Source organism: Streptomyces sp. NPDC005808, assembly GCF_042871385.1.
Lineage (GTDB): Bacteria > Actinomycetota > Actinomycetes > Streptomycetales > Streptomycetaceae > Streptomyces.
The window spans coordinates 1-18012 of record NZ_JBIAIK010000033.1 but is presented as its reverse complement, the minus strand read 5'-3'; the positions used below and the strand labels follow the sequence as shown (position 1 = coordinate 18012).

Annotated in this window: 23 protein-coding genes; all 23 read left to right on the top strand. The window is 70.0% G+C overall.

Translation table 11 applies throughout. The features are described 5' to 3' along the window. Positions 1-161: 161 nt before the first annotated feature. The 23 genes from ACFYPC_RS36780 to ACFYPC_RS36670 all read left to right on the top strand — a co-directional run bounded on the left by ACFYPC_RS36780 (position 162) and on the right by ACFYPC_RS36670 (position 17844). Positions 162-1154 (top strand): AAA family ATPase, encoded by a 993-nt coding sequence (locus ACFYPC_RS36780; protein ID WP_391891695.1) that lies wholly within the window; start codon positions 162-164, stop codon positions 1152-1154. Next, positions 1151-1438 (top strand): hypothetical protein, encoded by a 288-nt coding sequence (locus tag ACFYPC_RS36775; RefSeq protein WP_391891694.1) that lies wholly within the window; start codon positions 1151-1153, stop codon positions 1436-1438. The genes ACFYPC_RS36780 and ACFYPC_RS36775 overlap by 4 nt, the downstream gene beginning before the upstream one ends. Then, complete coding sequence (locus ACFYPC_RS36770) at positions 1435-1593, top strand: hypothetical protein (RefSeq protein ID WP_391891693.1); 159 nt, start codon at positions 1435-1437, stop codon at positions 1591-1593. The genes ACFYPC_RS36775 and ACFYPC_RS36770 overlap by 4 nt, the downstream gene beginning before the upstream one ends. 54 nt (positions 1594-1647) lie before the next feature. Then, complete coding sequence (locus ACFYPC_RS36765) at positions 1648-2442, top strand: hypothetical protein (protein ID WP_391891692.1); 795 nt, start codon at positions 1648-1650, stop codon at positions 2440-2442. 87 nt (positions 2443-2529) lie between these two features. Next, positions 2530-2817, top strand: coding sequence for a hypothetical protein (locus ACFYPC_RS36760; RefSeq protein ID WP_391891691.1), 288 nt, complete (start codon positions 2530-2532; stop codon positions 2815-2817). Positions 2818-2908: 91 nt separating this feature from the next. Continuing rightward, positions 2909-3601 carry a GGDEF domain-containing protein gene (locus ACFYPC_RS36755; RefSeq protein WP_391891690.1) on the top strand — a complete coding sequence of 231 codons (693 nt, stop codon included), beginning with the start codon at positions 2909-2911 and terminating at the stop codon, positions 3599-3601. Next, positions 3598-4245: a hypothetical protein gene (locus ACFYPC_RS36750; protein ID WP_391891689.1), complete on the top strand. Its 648-nt coding sequence runs from the start codon at positions 3598-3600 to the stop codon at positions 4243-4245. Before ACFYPC_RS36755 ends, ACFYPC_RS36750 begins: the two co-directional genes overlap by 4 nt. Further along, complete coding sequence (locus ACFYPC_RS36745) at positions 4242-5258, top strand: sigma-70 family RNA polymerase sigma factor (RefSeq protein WP_391891688.1); 1017 nt, start codon at positions 4242-4244, stop codon at positions 5256-5258. The genes ACFYPC_RS36750 and ACFYPC_RS36745 overlap by 4 nt, the downstream gene beginning before the upstream one ends. Next, positions 5258-6022, top strand: a complete 765-nt coding sequence (locus tag ACFYPC_RS36740) for a hypothetical protein (protein ID WP_391891687.1) — start codon at positions 5258-5260, stop codon at positions 6020-6022. Before ACFYPC_RS36745 ends, ACFYPC_RS36740 begins: the two co-directional genes overlap by 1 nt. A gap of 112 nt (positions 6023-6134) precedes the next feature. Then, complete coding sequence (gene dnaN / locus ACFYPC_RS36735) at positions 6135-7274, top strand: DNA polymerase III subunit beta (RefSeq protein ID WP_391891686.1); 1140 nt, start codon at positions 6135-6137, stop codon at positions 7272-7274. Between the two features lie 106 nt (positions 7275-7380). Further along, positions 7381-8577 (top strand): RNA polymerase sigma factor, encoded by a 1197-nt coding sequence (locus ACFYPC_RS36730; protein WP_391891685.1) that lies wholly within the window; start codon positions 7381-7383, stop codon positions 8575-8577. After that, positions 8574-9815 (top strand): N-6 DNA methylase, encoded by a 1242-nt coding sequence (locus ACFYPC_RS36725; RefSeq protein ID WP_391891684.1) that lies wholly within the window; start codon positions 8574-8576, stop codon positions 9813-9815. The genes ACFYPC_RS36730 and ACFYPC_RS36725 overlap by 4 nt, the downstream gene beginning before the upstream one ends. A gap of 94 nt (positions 9816-9909) precedes the next feature. Next, on the top strand, positions 9910-10794 hold the full coding sequence (locus ACFYPC_RS36720) for a hypothetical protein (RefSeq protein WP_391891683.1): 885 nt from the start codon (positions 9910-9912) through the stop codon (positions 10792-10794). A 99-nt stretch (positions 10795-10893) separates the two neighbouring features. Then, on the top strand, positions 10894-11280 hold the full coding sequence (locus tag ACFYPC_RS36715; protein ID WP_391891682.1) for a hypothetical protein: 387 nt from the start codon (positions 10894-10896) through the stop codon (positions 11278-11280). A 406-nt stretch (positions 11281-11686) separates the two neighbouring features. Continuing rightward, the gene (locus tag ACFYPC_RS36710; RefSeq protein ID WP_391891681.1) at positions 11687-12154 is read left to right on the top strand and encodes a hypothetical protein; all 468 of its coding nucleotides are present in this window, start codon (positions 11687-11689) and stop codon (positions 12152-12154) included. A 255-nt stretch (positions 12155-12409) separates the two neighbouring features. Next, on the top strand, positions 12410-13105 hold the full coding sequence (locus tag ACFYPC_RS36705) for a VWA domain-containing protein (protein WP_391891708.1): 696 nt from the start codon (positions 12410-12412) through the stop codon (positions 13103-13105). Between the two features lie 125 nt (positions 13106-13230). Next, positions 13231-13356 (top strand): hypothetical protein, encoded by a 126-nt coding sequence (locus tag ACFYPC_RS36700; RefSeq protein WP_391891680.1) that lies wholly within the window; start codon positions 13231-13233, stop codon positions 13354-13356. Further along, complete coding sequence (locus ACFYPC_RS36695; RefSeq protein ID WP_391891679.1) at positions 13353-13970, top strand: hypothetical protein; 618 nt, start codon at positions 13353-13355, stop codon at positions 13968-13970. Before ACFYPC_RS36700 ends, ACFYPC_RS36695 begins: the two co-directional genes overlap by 4 nt. After that, complete coding sequence (locus tag ACFYPC_RS36690; protein ID WP_391891678.1) at positions 13948-14919, top strand: phage Gp37/Gp68 family protein; 972 nt, start codon at positions 13948-13950, stop codon at positions 14917-14919. The genes ACFYPC_RS36695 and ACFYPC_RS36690 overlap by 23 nt, the downstream gene beginning before the upstream one ends. Positions 14920-14988: 69 nt before the next feature. Then, positions 14989-15267: a hypothetical protein gene (locus tag ACFYPC_RS36685; protein ID WP_391891677.1), complete on the top strand. Its 279-nt coding sequence runs from the start codon at positions 14989-14991 to the stop codon at positions 15265-15267. Between the two features lie 452 nt (positions 15268-15719). Then, positions 15720-16397: a hypothetical protein gene (locus ACFYPC_RS36680; protein ID WP_391891676.1), complete on the top strand. Its 678-nt coding sequence runs from the start codon at positions 15720-15722 to the stop codon at positions 16395-16397. A gap of 42 nt (positions 16398-16439) precedes the next feature. Next, a complete protein-coding gene (locus ACFYPC_RS36675) occupies positions 16440-16826 on the top strand; it encodes a hypothetical protein (protein ID WP_391891675.1) in 387 nt (128 codons plus the stop codon). 91 nt (positions 16827-16917) lie between these two features. Continuing rightward, on the top strand, positions 16918-17844 hold the full coding sequence (locus tag ACFYPC_RS36670) for a DUF1643 domain-containing protein (protein WP_391891674.1): 927 nt from the start codon (positions 16918-16920) through the stop codon (positions 17842-17844). Positions 17845-18012 lie beyond the last annotated feature (168 nt).

The window sequence follows — 18012 nt, the reverse complement described above, 5'->3', positions numbered from 1 at the left end:
CCCCCTGCCCGTCCCGTATCGGGGGGGGGGGGCGCCCCCCCCCCCCCCCCCCCCCCCCGCCGGGCGCCCCCCCCCCCCGCCGGGGGGGGGGGGCCCCCCCCCCCCCCCCCCCCCCCCCCCCCCAACTCCCCTTCACTCTCTGCGAGATCAGGAGATTCCGCATGACCTCACTCGTCTATCCGCAGCTGCCGGAGAGCTGCCTGGTGGTACTGATCGGCGCGTCCGGCGCGGGCAAGTCGACGATCGCGCGCACCTGGCCCGCCTCGCAGGTCCTGTCCCTGGACGCCCTGCGCGAAGCGGTCAGTGACGACGCGGGTGACCAGGACGCGACCGACGACGCCGTCGACGCCCTGCACTTGCTTCTGGAGCGCCGGATGGCCCGGCGCAAGTTCACCGTCGTCGACTCCACGAACGTCGCCAGGTCGGCGCGGGAGCCGCTGGTCGCCGCCGCCAAGCGGTACAACGTGCCCGTCATCGCGGTCGTGGTGTCGACCCCGGCCTCCGTATGTGTGGAGCGCCAGGGCCCGCGGCCGGCCAACCGGACCGTGCCGGACGACACGGTCCTTGCGCAGCACCAGGCGATGGTCCACGCCCACCCGCAGCTGCGCAGCGAGGGCTTCAACGATGTCGTCTTCGCCGACAGCATCTTCCGGCTGCTGCCCTACCTGGAGCGCCTGAGCGACGCCCGGACCGCAGACCTCGGGCTGGACGGTGGCGGCGGCCTGGGCGACCTGCTGCTCGTACGCCGCACCTTCGGCCCGGAGATCCTGCCCTTGTGGCGGTGGAGGCCCGGCTCGAACCTCGCCGGCGGCGACCGGGTCGGCGAGATCCGCCTCGGTCAGATGTACCTCACCCTCGCGCTCCGGCACGACATCGACGGGGAGGGCGACATCGGGTTCGAGGTGATGCTGCCGTGCCCGCACGACGACGAGTGCACCGGCTACGCGTGGGCGCCCGCCTACAGCGTCACCTGCCTGTTCCGGGCGCTGAACGGCGACCTGGACGGTGACGAGGACATTGTCTGCACTGTCCACGGTGGGGCCGACGACGTCGACCAGGAGGCCGACGACCACGCCAGCAACAGCGATCAGGAGGACGACCCCGACGGTCGCGCCGACCTCGAAGCGCAGGCGATGGAGGCAGTCCGAGGATGAGCACCGAGCCCGACACCCCTGCCGCTTGCGGCTGGGACCAGGCCACCTACCGGTGCGGGAGGTGCGGTGCCGAACACACCGTCACCACCGAGGACGAGGACGCCTACCTGAACGCCGTCGGCGTCCATACCGACGCGCACGGCGTGTGGGACCGACTGGACCCCATCGAGCGGGACGGCTTCGCCTCGATCCTCCGCGTGATCCTGTCCGCGCCGGAGCTCGGAGCCGAATTCCTGGCCCTCGTCGACCGGATGAAGGCTCGCTCGGGAGCCGGCACCGGGTGAGCAGCCCTCCCCCGCACACCCTGGTCGATCTCCCGGCCGGTGACGAGTGGTGGCACGGCTGTCCGGCCTGCCGCCTCCCGATCCTGGGCGGCTCCGCCGGCCTTGCCGCGCACCGCCGCACCGTCCACACCAGCGCGGGCGACCCGCGCACCTAGATCACCATCCGATTCCGGGCGGCCCGGCCGCCCGACGCCACCACGGAGGAACATATGGCCAGCACCAAGCCCGTCGTCTACTACATGGCGGCTCGGCCCGACGGTACCGTCCCGCCCACCTGCGAGCACCTCGCCCGCTACTACAGCGCCCAGGGCGAGACCATCCCGACCGTCAACCTCGCCGACCACATCGGCGAGACCGTCGACCACCCCAGCCCCGGGCAGAAGTGGTACACCGACAGGCCGTTCTCGTACTTCCACATGTACACCAAGCCCGGCGAGATCCTGGAACGCCTCGAGGACGGCTGGCCGATCAGGCTGTTCGCGGTGGAGCCGCGCGGCGAGACCGGCAACTGGGGCGAGGACACCTACCCGTACTGGGTGATGTCCCACCAGGTGCACATCCTGGAGGAGACCGACGCCTGGAGGGCCTTCGGGCACCGCGGCGAGAAGGTCCTCAGCACCATCGCCCAACTGCCCGACCTCGCCCGGCAGTGGGCCGAAGCGTGGGCCGCCGACCCCGACGGCACCCGCCGCAGGTACGACGCCTGGGACGAGCGTCTGGACGACACCCGCGCCGTCAGCGACTGGGCACACTTCAAGGCGCAGTACTCCCGACGTGCGGCCGGCCTCAAGATGGCCTACACGCTCGCCGGGGACGCTGCCGAGAAGGCCGCGACCGACGCCGGCGCCGACACGGACGCCGTCACCGCGATCCGCCTGCGCGCCCGCTGCCTGGTCGCCGGCCAGCTCCTCCACGACCGGATCCGCTCGGGCGAGTACGAGAAGTCGATCCGCGCGCTGCTGCTCGGTACCCAGCTCGACACCCCCACCCTCGTCGCCGTCTGACGGGCTTCTGTGCCGCCCCGGCCCGCTCACCACGCGGGCCGGGGCGGTGCGGTGGCTCTTCACGCAGAGCAGGAAGGAGGAAGGGACATGCCTCAGTTCTGGGAGGTCGACGTCCCGACCAAGAACAACGACCAGCCGGGGCGGCGTGTCCACGTATTCGTCGGCTTCGCCGACAGCCCCCTCACCGCCCGCACGGCAGCGCATGACGCGTACGAAAAGGCGCTGCTGCTCCACCGGGCCGGACAGGAGATTCCCCGCTCCACCAGCTGGTGCGCGCGGGGGCTGCGACCGGACTGGGAGCTCGACTGGGCGCATGCCACGGCCGCGCCCTGGGTGAACCCCTACGGCCTGACAGGCACGGTCCGCCCGAATTGAATCCGCCCCGAGGCAGGCGTCAAAGGCGTCCAAACCAGCCGCCTGCCCCGGGCCCATCCATCCCGTACGAGACGAGAGGGAGGACACCAGTATGGCGTCCCACCTGCGCGCCCACGCCCTGATCGGGCAGCGCGCACTCTTCCTGACCACGGCCGTACTTCCGTTGACCGGATGGGCCGTTCACGCCGCGACACTGCACCGGCGCCTGGCGGCCGCCCGCCGCGACCCGCTCACCGGACTGCACGCCCGCCCCGGCTACGAACAGCACGCCACCCGCCGCCTGAACCGCCACGGCGAGAAGGTGCTGCTGGTCTTCCTGGACATGGTCGACTTCAAGGCCGTCAACGACAGCCTCGGCCATGACGCGGGCAACACGGTACTCATCGCGACCGCCACACTCCTGCAGCAGTGGGTCGGCCCCAGTGGCGTCGCCGCACGGCTGTCCGGTGACGAGTTCGCCGCCGTCCTCACCTGCACCGCCGCCGACCGCGACCAGCGCCTGCAGCAGCTGCACCACCTGCTGCACCAGAGCGTCGACATCGACGGCCAGGCGGTCGACGTCGCGGTGTCCATCGGCGCGTCCAGCCCCAGCGACCTGCACTCGCGTGACTACACCTACGTGCTGCGCGGCGCCGAAGGCGCGATGTACGAGCACAAGCGGGAGCGCACCGGCCTCTACCGCATCGCCACCCCGAAGCACGCCAACGAGCCGACCGTCAACGGCCGGCGCCTCGGGCGTGCGGGCACCACCGCTCACCCTTTGGCCCCGGAGGACCTGCGATGACCCTCTCTCCTGTCGCGGACACCGCCCTGCTTGCCCGGCTGTCCCGCGAAGCAATCCCCACCGGCGAGTACTTCCGCACCCGCGCCACCGCCGGGACGCTGCCGCTGACCCCCCAGCAGCGGCACGCCAACTACGAGCTGCTCGCCACGGTCTCCCGTCGGCCTCAGACCGCGCCGGACCACGACCTCACCCCGATCCGGTGCATCACCATCCGGCCGCCCTGGTCGGACCTGATCGCCATCGAGGACGACCAGGTCGCCAAGCGCATCGAGAACCGCGTCTGGAGCACCCACTGGCGGGGCACCCTGCTCATCCACGCCGGAGCAGAGGTCGACATCCGGGCCCTGGCCCTGGACGCCGTACGCCAGATGCTGGGCGACGACTACCAGCTGGTGCGCGGTGCGGTGGTCGCCGTCGCCGACCTCATCGGCATTCACGCCGACGACGGCGCATGCACGCCCTGGTCCGAAGAGGGCTGCTTCCACTGGGAGCTTGCCCGGGTGCAGCGGCTGACCACTCCGGTGGCGGCCCGCGGTGCACAGCGCCTGTGGAAGCCCACCCCGAAGCTGCTGCGCCAGGTCGTCGACGCCAACCCGCACCTGCGCGGCCGGCTGGCCGCCTCGAACGCGGAGGTTGGCGCGTGACCGCCACCGACACGACGACGCGGCACACCCCAGGGGCAGAAGAGTCGGTGGAGGACATCGTCGACCGGGCCCGCGGCGGCGACCGCGAGGCCTTCGCCGACCTGTATGTCCGCTACCGGCCGCAGATCTACACCTACCTGCTGCGCCGCACTCACGACCAGCAGTTGAGCGAGGACCTGACCGGTGACGTGTTCGTGCGGGCCCTGGACCGGATCGACTCGTTCACCTGGCGCGGCAGCGACTTCGGGGCCTGGCTGGCCACCACTGCCCGCAACCGGCTGCTCGATTACTACAAGAGCGCCCGCTACCGCCGGGAAACGCCGACTGCGGACATGCGCGACCACGACCAGGCAGCCGACACCGACGACCAGGTCATCGAGAAACTGGCCCGGGCCCCCGTCTACCGGGAGCTCCAAAAGGCCATCACCGGGCTGACCCGCGATCAACAGGAGTGCCTGCGGCTGCGCTACTGGCACGACCTGCCGCACGCGGAGATCGGCCGCCGCATGAACCGCACCCAGCACGCGGCCACGATCCTCCACCAGCGTGCGCTGCGCAGCCTCAGTGCCCCGGACATCAAAGCCGTGCTGTCCGTGCTGTCCGGGGCCGGTGCCACCACCTCACCCCCGCTTCCCGACCAGAACACACCTGGAAGGACCCGCCGCATGGCGACCCCCGCGATACCCACCGTGCCCGCCGCGCTGACGGCCGGCCAGGCAGTGGCCCTGGTCCTGCTGCGCGACGGCTGCAGCGAGCGCAGCATCACGCAGCGCACCGACGTTCCAGGCGGCACTCTCTACCAGCTCGCCGCCGCCCACCACATCAGCGCCCCGCACGGCACGGTGGAAGGCCACCGTTGCCACGAGGCTGCCGGCACCGAGCCGTGCCACGAATGTGGTCTGGCCGCCGGCCGCGACCAGGCCCGCGCGCTTGCCCGGCACCGCAAGTCGCTGGGCTCTCTGCCCCGCGTCCTGCGGCGCCAGGCCACCGCCCGCAGGAAGGCGGCACGCTGATGGAACCCCTTCCGTACGCGCTCACCGGCTACCTGGACCGCATCGCGGTCCCCGGCACCGGCCTCGGAACCGCAGCCTGGCGGCTGACCTCCTCCCCCGACAACTGCACGGAGGAACAGGAAGCGGTCATCCCCTGCGTCACCAGCAACCCGGACCTCGCGCACACACTGCTCACCGAGTGCCAGCCCGGCGACCTACTCCGCGTCACCGGCCACCTCACCCTCCCCGACACGGCCGAAGGCCACATCCGGCTGGACGCCGACACGCTCGAAGTCCTGCCGGAGACGGAACTGGACCTGGAACTGGAGGAACTCCTGCAGGAAGAGGGCGAGGACGACGCCCCGGAGACCGAAGAGCACGACGAGAGGGCCCGGTCGATCCAGGTCCTGGCCGAAGCCCTGTACGAACTCACGCGCAACTCGCCCGGGCGGACCATTGGCATCCACATCAGCCCCAACGGCCCCCTCAGCTCGGACCCGGAGCACGCGCACATCCTCGACATCAGCCCGGCCCTGGCCCACCAACTCGCCGACCACGTCAACGCCCTGAGCTGCCACCTGCACAGCCAGCGGCCCGACGCCACCGTCGTGGACCGGCAGACCGTCGCGGATCTGACCGACCTGTTCGCGGCCCTCGACCTGACCGACCTCACCAACAAGGTCCTCAAGGCCACCCGGCCCGAGAACCGGGCCGCCGTCACCCGCGCCCTGGACGACATGTTCGGCGACATCCCCGTCCCCGGCATCGAGGACACCGACCAGTAACCCGCCACCGCGCAACCCCGGCACCAGCCCCGTCAGGCCCGGGCGGGCCGCCCTACGCAGGGCGGCCCGCCCGGGCCCTTTCACGCTCCTGCAGCCGAGACCGAAGGCCCTGATGAAACTCACCATCGACACCGGCAAGCTCGCCGACGCCGCGCAGTGGGCGCTGCGCGCCGTCCCCGTCAACCCGCCCGCACCGGTCCTGGCCGGCATGCGGCTCGAAGCCGACGACAACACCCTGCTCCTGGGCGGCTTCGACTACTACCGCTCCGCCCGTGCCCGCGAGGACTGCGAGGTGTCCGAGCCCGGCACGCTGCTAGTGTCCGGGCGCGTCTTCACCGACCTGGTCCGCGGTTTCCCCAAGTCCAAGCCGACCACCCTGGCCCTGGACGGCACCGACGTCACCCTGTCCTGCGGCACCGCGCACATCAGCCTGCCGACCCTGCCGCTGGACGACTACCCGACCCTGCCCACGATCCCCGGCGCGAGCGGCACGGTCGACGGCGCCGTCCTGGCCGAAGCCGCCGCCAAGGTCGCCGCAGCCGCCAGCACCGACGAGACCATCGCGAACCTGACCGGCGTGGAGTTCACCCTCAGCGACACCACGATCGTGCTCTCCGCGACCGACCGCTACGCCTTCCACGTCGCCGACGTGCCCTGGACCCCCAACAAGTCCGCCAAAGGCAAAGGGAGGAACAAACCCCGCACCGAGGGCCGCGCGCTCATCCCGGCCGACGTCGTCCGCAACGCTGCCCGCATCCTCGCCGCCGACGAGCAGGCAGAACTCACCATCACCGAGTCCATGTTCGCGGTCAGCGTCCCGGGCCGGTGGGCCAGCGGCAGCATCATCGACGGCGAAATCCCGGGCTATGCCGCCCTGTTCCCCACCGAGTTCGAGTCCGTCGCCACCACCGGCACCGAGGCACTGGCCGACGCCATCAAGCACGTCATGCCCCTGCTGGGGAAGGCCGACCCGATCGTCCTCGACATCACCGACAGTGAAATCACCGTGCGCGCCGGCACCGACGACAAGGGCCGCGGCCGCGACCAGGTCCAAGCCGACCTCGAAGGTGACCCGCTGGCCATCGCCTTCAACCCCGGCCTCCTACTCAAGACCCTCCAACAGATCGACGCGCCCTTCACCCAGTTCAACTTCACCACCCCGACCAAGCCCGCCCTGCTGCACGCCCCCGACCAGGCCGACACCTTCCGGGGGCTGGTCATGCCGATCCGCCTCTCCAGCCTCAGCGGCTGAACCACTCAGTCCAGCCCACGGTCTCCCTGTCCTGCAGCACCACGAAGCGGCTCTTCCCCATCGGGGGGGGCCGCTTCTCCTATGCCTCCCCTGGAAGGGCACCGCCTTGACGACGTCGTACACCCTCGCCTTCGACCCACCCGTCCTCACCGCCACGGGACACGCCCGGACGCTCACCACCGCGGCTGGAACTCCCGCCGATCTGGCACAGGAAGTACACCGGCACGCACGCGGCGCCCTCGGCTCACGCACCGTTGATGTCCGCCTGGACGCCGACCTGCTGACCGGAACGGTCCTTCGCGCCCACGCGCCCGTCGCGGCGTTCACCCTCACACCTCACGCCGCAGCCCGGGGCGAAACGCCCGGCGGTCACCGAGGCCGGCACAGTGAGCCCGCGCTGCACGGCTACACCCTGGACGACCTGCACCACCTCTCGCGGCATGTCGTCCACTCCGACCGCTGGCACACCGCCGGCGACATCGAAGACCGCTACGACACCGCCTGGCACGCCATCGTCGAGCACCTGCTCACCGCCGAACAGCCGCCCACCCGCCACGCCCTGTTCCAGGCCGGACTACGGGGCTCCGACCAGTCCGTGAGACAGCGCCAGCAGGCACACGGCTACAACCACCACCAGCCCGGCACCGGGACACGGCCCCGCTTCGAGGGGTACTGGACCACCACCGCCGCGCCCACCCCTTCCCCAGAGGACCGGGTCGTCGACCGGCACGCCCTGGCCCAGATCTGGCCTCAGCTCACCCCACGCCAGCAGCAAGCACTGACCGCGCTCGCCGCGACCGACGACTACCAGCAGGCCGCCGCCCTGCTCGGGGTCACCCCCGGCACCTTCAACGTCCTCATCTCCAAGGCCCGCAGGCGATTCCTGGCCCTGTGGCACGAGGGCGAGCAGCCCTCCCGTATCTGGGGTACGGATCGCCGGGTCGGTTCCCGGACCGCCACCACACCCGCGGCGGCGAAGCGGCGCCCGCCGACCCGCGCGGTCACCCGCCGCACCGGCCGCCCCGAGCACCAGCTCGTCCACGGCCGGGCCTCCACCTACAGCAACCACGCCTGCCGGTGCACGCCCTGCACGAAGGCCGCCACCGACGAGGCCAGGGAACGCAGCCGGGCGAACGGCGCCACGGCGCGCCGCCGCATCACCGTCTCCCAACTCGCCGACATCCGACGCCGCCGCGTCGCCGGCGAATCCGTCACAGCGATCGCCGCCGAGCTCCAGTTCGCTGACACCTACCTCTACCGGCTCCTCAACGGAACCCGACAGCCCGCACCGGACCCCGCATGAACATCACACCCCGCACCCTTGAGGCACTCACCGCAGAAGCTCCCGGAACCGACGGCCACCGCCAGATCCTCCGGATCGCCGTGAACACCGTCGCCGCCGCCCGCCAGCTCACCGAACCCTGGCCCATCGACCTGGACGACGACACCGCGCACCGGACCCGCAAACTCCTCCAGGACATCGACGGCATCACCACCTGGGGAGTGAAGGAACTCGGCAGCCTGCACGAGCAGTTACTCGCCACCGACACCCGCAAAGCCTCCGGCAGCTGGTACACCCCGCCCGAGATCGCCCATCCCCTCACCCGGGCTGCCCTGAGCACGATCACCGACCTGAACCTGGACGACGACCTCACCGACGTCCTCAACGTGTCCGTGCTGGACCCGGCCTGCGGCGCAGGCGTGTTCTTGGTCTCCGCCGCCCGGCTCCTCGCCTCCGCCTACGTGGGCCTGCTGTTCCGCACCAACAAACCTGCGCCGCTCACCGTCCAGGCCGTCATGGCCGACGTCCTGAAATCCTGCGTGTACGGCATCGACACCGACCCGGTCGCCGTCGACCTCGCCAAATCCGCGTGCTGGCTGGAGACCGGCGGCTACACGCCGATCGACTGGCTCGACAACAACATCGTCATCGGCAACGCCCTCGAAGGAGACCTTCCCCCGGCACTGGCCGGGCGCCTCAACTCCGCTAGCCCGCTGGCGATCGTCGGCAACCCGCCGTACAAGGACAAAGCCAAAGGGGCCGCCCCCTGGATCGAGGCCCGCAGACCCCGCCCGCGCCAGGCTCGGGCCGAAGACGAACTGTGGCGGCCCAGCCTCGATGAGTTCCGCCTCCCAGGACAAGGCCGCCTGGAATACGCCCTGTCCAACCTTCACGTCTTCTTCTGGCGGTGGGCACTGTGGCGCGCCTTCGAAACCCGCCTGCACACCGGCGTCGTCGCCTTCCTCTCCCCCGCTGCGTGGCTCACCAGCCCGGCCTTCGCAGGCATGCGGGCCGAGATGCGCCGGGCCGCCGACCAGGGGCTGATCATCGACCTGACACCGGAGGGGATGCAGCCTCCTGTGCAGACCCGGCTGTTCCCCGGTGTCGCGCGGCCTCTGTGCGCGGCTCTGTTCTCACGCAAAGCCGGACCCGACCCCAACCGGCCGGCTCAGGTGAGGTACGCGACCGTCACCGGCACCCGCGAGGACAAATTTCAGCAGTTCGACGACCTCCTCACGCCGAGCCGCCCCACGAACTGACCTCCAAACCCCAGCCTGCGGGGCGGCCGTCGACACAGCTCCGGCCGCCCCGCAGCCCAATTCCCTGTCCACACAGAGGAGACCGAGACCACCCATGCCAGTCTTCACCAATGCCGAACCCGGCTCCGCCATCACCCTCTCTGGCAGCCCCGAGGAAGGCTTCACCACGCTCTACGGCATCCCGACCGTCCCTTTGGGCGTGGACGGCGAAGGCCTCATGGCCTTAGGACACGTCGCTGACCGCGCCGTCCTCGCCGTCACCAACAGCTACTACCGGCGCGTCTACGGCCACCGCATCCTGCCCAGCAGCGAACTCACCGACCTGACCCACCGCGGCACACAGCGCATCTGGATCCACGTGACGCGCTGCGACGACGATCACGACTACGCCTGGGAGTTCGAAGAAGCCGACGCCACCAGCCCCGGTGCCCAAGTCGCGACGACCATCGCCGTCGAATGGCTCACCTACGAGGACGTCGCCGTCCAGTCTCAATGCCCCGCCTGCGACCGGCGCAACGGGTCGACCAGCCTCACCACCGGCCCCGGCCGCGCAGGATGGGGCCACTACCACCGGTGCCGGAACTGCAGCCACACGTGGCCGACCGCACCCGCCCTACGCCCCACTCTGACCAAACACCGGACGTGGTCGCCCAGTCGGCCCGACGGCTGCTTCGCCTGCAACTGCCTCCCCGAATACCCCTGCACGGACGGCTGCACGATCCACACCCAGCCGCCGATCGGCCAGCAGCTGTGCACCACCTGCCGCGCCCAGCACCCGGCCGACACCTGGAAGCAGCTCACCGCCGTCGCCTACGGCACGGCCGCCTCCTTAGACCTGCTCGATGAACAGCGCGACCGATGGCTGTACAGCGAGGCACTGCGCGGCATACCGCCCAAGCAGGCCGCTCAGTCCTGGCAACACCGCCTGGCCCTGACGAACCGGCGAGCCTCGGCCCGTGCGGAGACGACCGACGCCTGACCCTGCTCACCCCTCCTTGTGCCCGGGGCGGCCGTCGACTCCGCGTCCGGCCGCCCCGGTGCCGCCACCCATCTCAAAACGAAACGGATGAGATCCCCGATGAGTGAGCACCCCACCGCCGCCCCTGAGGCCACCGGAGACCGGACCGCCAACCCCACCGAGAAGTTCCTGGGCTTCCCACCGTCCCCGCAGGCCACCGAGTTGATGGGCCGGGTCACCTGGATGGCGCGGCACGATCCCGGGATTTGGACGCACGGCCAGCTGACACTGCCGAGCGGCGTCACCGTCGACTGGATCGCCCATTCCGCCACGGTCGCCCCGATCCTGCACTTGTTCCAGCCGTCGGTGCGGGTGGTGGTCACGGGGCACAACGTCGGTGGCCCGACGTATCTGACGGGAATCCGGGCTGCTACCGACGCCGAATGGCGGGGAGCCGTGGCATTCCTTGCTGCCCTTCCTCGTCCTGACGCCACAGCCAGCATGTGACGGCCCACACCTTCATCGAGGACTCCTGAACCCGCAACCCCCGACTTGCCGCATGACGAAGCGGCCCTCCCGATGCGGGAGGGCCGCTTCTTCCACGCCCGCCTCTGGAAAGGCACGCCGTGACGACGCCCTACACCCTTGCTTTCAACCCGCCCGTCCTCAGAACCCTGCGCCCCGACGCGCACCTAGCGAGTGATCTCCGCTCCGCTGAGAACGAGTTACAGCAGCGGCGCGGCCAACTCCGCGAAGTCGCCGCATTCATTCATAACCCCGCCCATGACCTGCCAACTCGGCAAGCTCTCGCACAGGTCCTGGGGCTGCCCGAACCGAGCCCCGCCCCAGCCCGCTCGATGCACGGCGAAGGTGAACAGGCACCCGTCCAGGCGATGCAGCCGGGAGACACCCGGTGAAAGACCTGGTCTACGCCTGGGCGCTCTATCCGCTCGCCGCATACCAGCTGGCCACGGCAGCCCTGGAGGCAGTTCTCACGACTGCCGCGACAGCCTCGTCGGACCGCACGGCCTCAACGACCACCCCGGCCTGCCCGCCCAACACTGAGCCAGTACACGGCAAGAACGGACAAAGCCTCATGACCACATACAGCCTGGAATTCGGCAAGGTCGGCGACATGTATCCCGTGCCCGCCACCGCGATCACGGTTGATGACAGCGACGAGAACGCCTTGCCGCGGGCCGTCGCCGCCTACGCCATCCCGTTCCTGAAGCCCGCGCTGGAAGCAGCGGGACACCCGGAGTACGCGGACTGCCTCTTCCGCACGACAAGTGATCCCAGTTACGGCGACTTCATGTGGGTCGACCTGCTCAGCGGCGAAGGCGCACGATTCTGCGCGACCCGCATCACGCCGACCCCGTGACCACAAGCACGCACGCCTCAGCGGGAATCGGGGGCGGCCCAGCCCGCCAAGCCCATCACAGCCACCAGATGCCGACGGGCGGATAGCTGAGACCTTCGAGGGCGACTCCACGCCGACACCCCGCTCGCGGCAGCTGGTTCAGCCCGACGTCCACAACACCTCAGGAGCGACACCGTGAAAGAGCAACGACCCGGCGAACGGGTGGCGACCAGAGCCAGCGCTCAGCGCGCCACCCCCGCGATCAGTCTGTCGAAGATGCAGGCCAAGGCCCCCGACCTGGTGAGTCTGTACAAGTCAGCCGGGGCCAGCGTGCGCGAGCACGGACTCGAAGGAGTGCGTGCCGCTGTCTATCTCGTACTGGACCGCTCCGGGTCCATGCGTCGCTACTACGGCGATGGCACCGTGCAGCACCTCGCGGAGCAGATCCTGACGCTCGCCGCGCACTTCCACCACGACAGCACGGTGCCCGTTGTGTTCTTCTCCACCGACATCGACGGCGCAGCCGACCTCGAACTCGGCAGCCACCACGGCCGCATCGAGAAGCTCCACCAGAACCTGGGCCACATGGGGCGCACCAACTACCACTGGGCGATGGACGCAGTCATCGACCACCACCTCGCCTCAAACAGCCACTCCCCCGCCCTGGTCATCTTCCAGACAGACGGCGGCCCCACCAGCAAACTCGCCGCCGAGCGCTATCTGTGCAAGGCCGCCCGACTGCCCCTGTTCTGGCAGTTCATCGGCTTCGGTGACCCCGACGACAACGAGTTCACGTTCCTGCGCAAGCTCGACGAACTGGCCGTCCCTGCCCGCCGCGCAGTCGACAACGCGGGCTTCTTCCACGCCGGCCGCAATCCCCGCGACGTCCCCAACAACCTGCTGTACGACCGACTCCTGCAGGAATTCCCCCACTGGCTGTCGGCGGCCCGCACTGCCCAGATCCTGCAGTGAGCGATCAAGCTGACCGGCCAACCCGCTCCAGCAGGCCGTGGGCGCGAGACAGCCAATGGCTCGATGCCCTCCCCGCTCACCCCGGCCCGGGCGCGCCCTCGACCTCGACCGCCGCTCTGCACTCAATGCCGGTAGGCCGTGATCTGGTCTGCGCCTGCTCACTGCCCACCGAACGCGAGCCCGACTACTACCACGCAAACGTGCTCCTGGACCTGGACCTGGCCGCCCACACCGAGAGGATCTCCATGTGACCGCCCCCGTGAAGGTGCCGTCGCCGCGCGGCTGGCCTGCCGCGACCCTGCACCTGACCATCGACCCCGCCGAACACACCCGCCGCCAGCAAGCCGGCCTTCGCCACATCCGCGACTCGCACCGCGCCCTGCTCGACACGCTGATGACCCTCCCGCCCGGCAGCCCAGTCCCCGTCGACGGATTGACCGAGCGCCAGCAAACCGACGTGCGCCGCGCCCCCGCCGGCATCTTGGACCTCACCCTCGGCCTCGTCACCCGGCACGCCATCCGGCCCTGCCGCGTCACCCTCGCCACCGTTCACGGCACCTGTACCCGTGACCGCATCGGCCGGACAAGTACCTACGCCTCGGTCTGCGCGCGGGCCATCGTGACCCCCAGGCCGCCCCGCAACGACTACCTGCTGTCCGAGGCGGACTACTGGGGAATCGGCGTCCTCCTCGAGCACGGGAACGGTGAACTCGAGACCCTCGTCGCCCCCGCGCCGTGGCAGCCGAAACGGCACACACCCGCCGCATGGCGGTTCGTTGAGGCCGCGTACGCCTCCTACCTCAACCACTCCCCGACCCCCAACCACGCAGGAGAGGAACCCCGTGGGTCAAAACAGCTCGATTGAATGGACGGACCACACCTTCAACCCCTGGTGGGGATGCTCGCGGATCTCCAGCGGCTGCCGGAACTGCTACGCGGCTGACAACGCCCGCCGCTGGGGCCACGATGTGTTCCATCTCGGCGGCGAGCGCCGGATGCTTTCCGACGCGTACTGGCGCACTCCCCTGAAGTGGAACCGCGAAGCACAGCAGACCGGCATACCCCGCAGGGTGTTCTGCGCATCCATGGCCGATGTTTTCGAGGATCACCCCCAGGTCACCCACGCGCGGGCGCGGCTGTGGGAGCTCATCGAGCAGACGCCGTGGCTGCGCTGGCAGTTGCTGACCAAGAGGCCGGAGCACGTGCCCGCCATGGTGCCGTGGAAGGACGCGTGGCCGGACCACGTGTGGCTCGGGACCTCCGTGGAGGACCAGCAGCGTGCGGATGAACGGATCCCCCTTCTCCTCCAGGTCGCCGCACGGGTCCGGTTCCTGTCCTGCGAGCCGCTCGTCAGGCACGTCGACCTGACCCGGTACCTCGCCGAGCGGACCGACGTCACCGACCCCTACCTGGACGCCCCCGAGGGGGCAGTGGTCGACGGAATGGAACGTGTCGGTGATCACTGGATGCGAAGGGCGCGCGTCCACTGGGTCATCGCCGGCGGTGAGTCGGGGCCCAAGGCTCGCCCAATGGACCCCGAATGGGCCCGCACCCTGCGAGACCAGTGCCAGACCGCAGGCGTGCCCTACTTCTTCAAACAATGGGGAGAGTGGGCCCCCAGCGGCTACCACGTCATCCGCAGCCGACCGGTGACCGGGAGCGTGCTGGTCGGGGAACCCGTCGACGACCTCGGGCACCGCGTGGAGCTGGCCCGCCTCGGCAAGAAGAAGGCCGGTCGTCTTCTCGACGGCCAACTGCACGACGCTGTGCCACACCTCAGCCCCATCCACGCCCCGATGACGCCCGGAACCTGAGGCGGATTCTCCACGGCTCAGCAAGGCCTCGGCCGCCGCAATCAACGATCTGCACCCAGGGAGGCAGTCATGATCGAGAGCACCGACTACATCGAACCCGAAGCCCGTGCCGCCGCCTGGGCGGCCATGGCCCGTGAGTACGCCGCCCGCGGCTGGCCCCGCCACGACATCGCCTACGCACTCTGCGTCGACGAGCCCACAGTCGACCAGTTGCTGGCTGCCGGAGGAACAACACAGTCGGAGGACGCTTCAACTATCAGTACTATTCGCCCGGCTCCGGGTTCGGGGACCGTAGCTGATAATCCGGGGCACGCGGTGAACCTTGTGCGGGAAACCTTCGTCGAGTGACCGCACCCGCTGCCCGTGTCTGGCACCCCGACGGGCCTGGTTCTTGCGAGGCACCCGCAGATGTGGCCGCCGTGCAGGACCGGCAGGGTCGCCTCTGGACCCGCAGCCCAACCCGCTGGACATGCACTGGCTCCAACTGGATCCGGTGGCGTGTCCTCGTCGCCGAACACGGACCGGTTACCGAAGCGTCCAACCCGTGATGTAAGGCCGGGCGGCACGGCGATCAGCCGGTCACACCGAACGCCCGGTCTCGGGCTGGGCGGGCCCACATCTTTACGCCGTAAAGAACATCAGCCCACCCGGCGCACCCGGGGCGGGCCTGATACCTGTGCCGCGCCGCCGTTTCACGAGGCTGGCGCCAGGGCGACGATCCCGCCTCCTGCCCCCAGCCGGGCGGCAGAACTGTGCAACAGCCGCAACCAACACCCAGCACTCACCAAGGAGCGCGAGAAGTGAATATCCCCACCAGTGTTCCGGGCCTCAACATCAAACCTGCGCCTGCGCCGCTCTTCCCGGACCACCCCGACGCCTGTTTCGTCATCCACGCACCGTCCAACCGCCGCATGCCGGCAACTTGGGCCAGCTCGACGGGCGCGCAGAGGTTCGTGGAAGCGATCCAGGGCAAGGCCGACTGGACCAGCGCGAATGCAACCCTCACACAGGCGATCGTCCAAGCCATTGATGACCACGACGGCTCATTCGACGGCTTCGACGGTCCGCGGCTGCCCACTCCTCCCTACACGCCCACCCAGACGGAGATCGCCGACCTCCTCGACAAGGCCCTCGCCGTGCTCATCACCAACGGCTGGTGCCAGGGCGACGCCTCCACCTTCCACGACATCGACCAGGAGGACGACGAGGACCTGGATCCGAGCAACTGCCGTGTCTGCGCCCTCGGCGCCATCAACCTTGCGGCCGAGGGCGATCCGCGCCCTCCCACGGCATACGAGCTGAGCGTCCTCGCCGATGCCGCCACGGCGGCCCTGGGCGAAACGCTCGCAGTGGACGACATCACCGTCTGGAATGACGCCGTCGGCCGCACGGACATCGAACTCCGAGACGCCATGGCCCGCACGATCCGGCGCCTACGCGAGGGCTGCGCGCCGGCAACCACGACACCAACCTCATGAGAGGCACAGCTAGCCATGCCCAACTCCCCTGCCAAGGAACTCATGACGACCAACCCTCAGGGCCCTCACAGCGCGGCCGGCGCCGCGGCAGCCGCCCTGATCGCCGCTCACCCCTCCCTCTCCGTGGAATCAGTGGACGCCGCTGACGTGAGGGGACTCGGGCCTGCCGCCCTGATCCAGGTTGAGGACGGGAAAGCCCTGCGCGCCTGGGCGCAAGCTCTGAACGCGACCGGCCACATGACGGGTGCGAGCGCCTACGGCACCACCGATGCCGGTCAAGGCGGCATGCCGGACTGGTTGTGGTGGCGGTTGAGGTTCATCGACACGATCGTCGGCGAGGTCCCCGTCCGACTGTGGGCTATGGAGACGTCCAGTCAGCCCCGCGCCCTGGCCGCCCTCCTTGCCGCCACGGCACACGCTGCCAACTGACTGCCGTGGAGCCCCTTGGACTCCGCATGCGGCCGCCCGCCGATTCCGCAACTCACGGACACGGACCGCCAGACCACGAAACGGATCACGGATGACGCATCCCTTACGCACCCCACGCCCCCCGATACGACGCTCCGCAGTCCTCTCCGCCTGCGACCGGTACCGCTACCTGCTCGTACGTGAATGGGGAGACACCGGCAAGACCGCCGTCTTCGTTCTCCTGAACCCCTCTACCGCCGACGCGACCAGCGACGACAACACCAGTCAGCGCTGCATCAAGTACGCCCAAGACTGGGGCTGCAGCGGCCTTCTCATCGTCAACGTGTACGCGTGGCGGGCCACCAAGCCTCTCGGCCTCGCGACTGCGGACGACCCTGTCGGACCGGAGGCCAACAGCTACCTTCAAGCTGCCGCCCGACTCGCCGAACACACCGACGGCCCCCTCGTCGCGGGATGGGGAACGAACGCCCACCCCGACCGCGTCGCCGAAGTGCTCACGCTTCCCGGCATGCACCGGCTCAGCACGCTCGCCGTCACCCAGGCCGGCCACCCCCACCACCCCCTCCGGCTCCATCGCAGGCTCGCCCCCCAGCTCTGGGAAGGCCGGCCCTCCCGACCACAGGCGCCCGAACACGGCGAGCGGTACGCCGTCGTTCTCGCCAGGCCCAGGCTCCCGGACATCCGGTTGGGCCCCTACGACTACCTCCATCAGGCCCAGTCCATCACCACAAGCCTGCGATCGCAGAGGAGCAGCACCCAACACGTCCCCGGCACGACCGTCACCGTGCATCCCCATCTCTCCGGGCTCGACTACCTCGACCCGAACCTCCCCAGGGACCCCTATCAGCTCGCCCTGCTGATGGACAGCGACGCAGACGGAGACGGCACCGGCCGCACCTTCCCCGATCTCTGGGCGCGCCTGCATGCACAGGAGGGCTACGAGGGAGCCTGTGACATCTGGGGGAAGGCGTGCGCCACGTACGACGCAATGCACGGGGAGGTCAGGGTCGCCGAGTGAGCATCGCTCGTCCGGAACCCGCCAGGCGGAGACCCTGCAACCCTCGGCCAAGCCGATCCCAAGAGCCCTGGGGGGCGGGCGCCCCCGCCGGGGGGCGGGGGCGGGGGGGGTTGTGGAGGGGGCGGGGGGCGGGCCCCCGCGGCCCCCATAGGCGGGGCCCCCCGACCC

What these genes read in the sequence shown, in the direction of transcription:
- ACFYPC_RS36780 (WP_391891695.1), top strand. Translation starts at nt 162, where the DNA reads ATGACCTCACTCGTCTATCCGCAGCTGCCGGAGAGCTGCCTGGTGGTA.
- ACFYPC_RS36775 (WP_391891694.1), top strand. Translation starts at nt 1,151, where the DNA reads ATGAGCACCGAGCCCGACACCCCTGCCGCTTGCGGCTGGGACCAGGCC.
- ACFYPC_RS36765 (WP_391891692.1), top strand. Translation starts at nt 1,648, where the DNA reads ATGGCCAGCACCAAGCCCGTCGTCTACTACATGGCGGCTCGGCCCGAC.
- ACFYPC_RS36760 (WP_391891691.1), top strand. Translation starts at nt 2,530, where the DNA reads ATGCCTCAGTTCTGGGAGGTCGACGTCCCGACCAAGAACAACGACCAG.
- ACFYPC_RS36755 (WP_391891690.1), top strand. Translation starts at nt 2,909, where the DNA reads ATGGCGTCCCACCTGCGCGCCCACGCCCTGATCGGGCAGCGCGCACTC.
- ACFYPC_RS36750 (WP_391891689.1), top strand. Translation starts at nt 3,598, where the DNA reads ATGACCCTCTCTCCTGTCGCGGACACCGCCCTGCTTGCCCGGCTGTCC.
- ACFYPC_RS36740 (WP_391891687.1), top strand. Translation starts at nt 5,258, where the DNA reads ATGGAACCCCTTCCGTACGCGCTCACCGGCTACCTGGACCGCATCGCG.
- dnaN (WP_391891686.1), top strand. Translation starts at nt 6,135, where the DNA reads ATGAAACTCACCATCGACACCGGCAAGCTCGCCGACGCCGCGCAGTGG.
- ACFYPC_RS36725 (WP_391891684.1), top strand. Translation starts at nt 8,574, where the DNA reads ATGAACATCACACCCCGCACCCTTGAGGCACTCACCGCAGAAGCTCCC.
- ACFYPC_RS36720 (WP_391891683.1), top strand. Translation starts at nt 9,910, where the DNA reads ATGCCAGTCTTCACCAATGCCGAACCCGGCTCCGCCATCACCCTCTCT.
- ACFYPC_RS36715 (WP_391891682.1), top strand. Translation starts at nt 10,894, where the DNA reads ATGAGTGAGCACCCCACCGCCGCCCCTGAGGCCACCGGAGACCGGACC.
- ACFYPC_RS36705 (WP_391891708.1), top strand. Translation starts at nt 12,410, where the DNA reads ATGCAGGCCAAGGCCCCCGACCTGGTGAGTCTGTACAAGTCAGCCGGG.
- ACFYPC_RS36700 (WP_391891680.1), top strand. Translation starts at nt 13,231, where the DNA reads ATGCCGGTAGGCCGTGATCTGGTCTGCGCCTGCTCACTGCCCACCGAA.
- ACFYPC_RS36685 (WP_391891677.1), top strand. Translation starts at nt 14,989, where the DNA reads ATGATCGAGAGCACCGACTACATCGAACCCGAAGCCCGTGCCGCCGCC.
- ACFYPC_RS36675 (WP_391891675.1), top strand. Translation starts at nt 16,440, where the DNA reads ATGACGACCAACCCTCAGGGCCCTCACAGCGCGGCCGGCGCCGCGGCA.
- ACFYPC_RS36670 (WP_391891674.1), top strand. Translation starts at nt 16,918, where the DNA reads ATGACGCATCCCTTACGCACCCCACGCCCCCCGATACGACGCTCCGCA.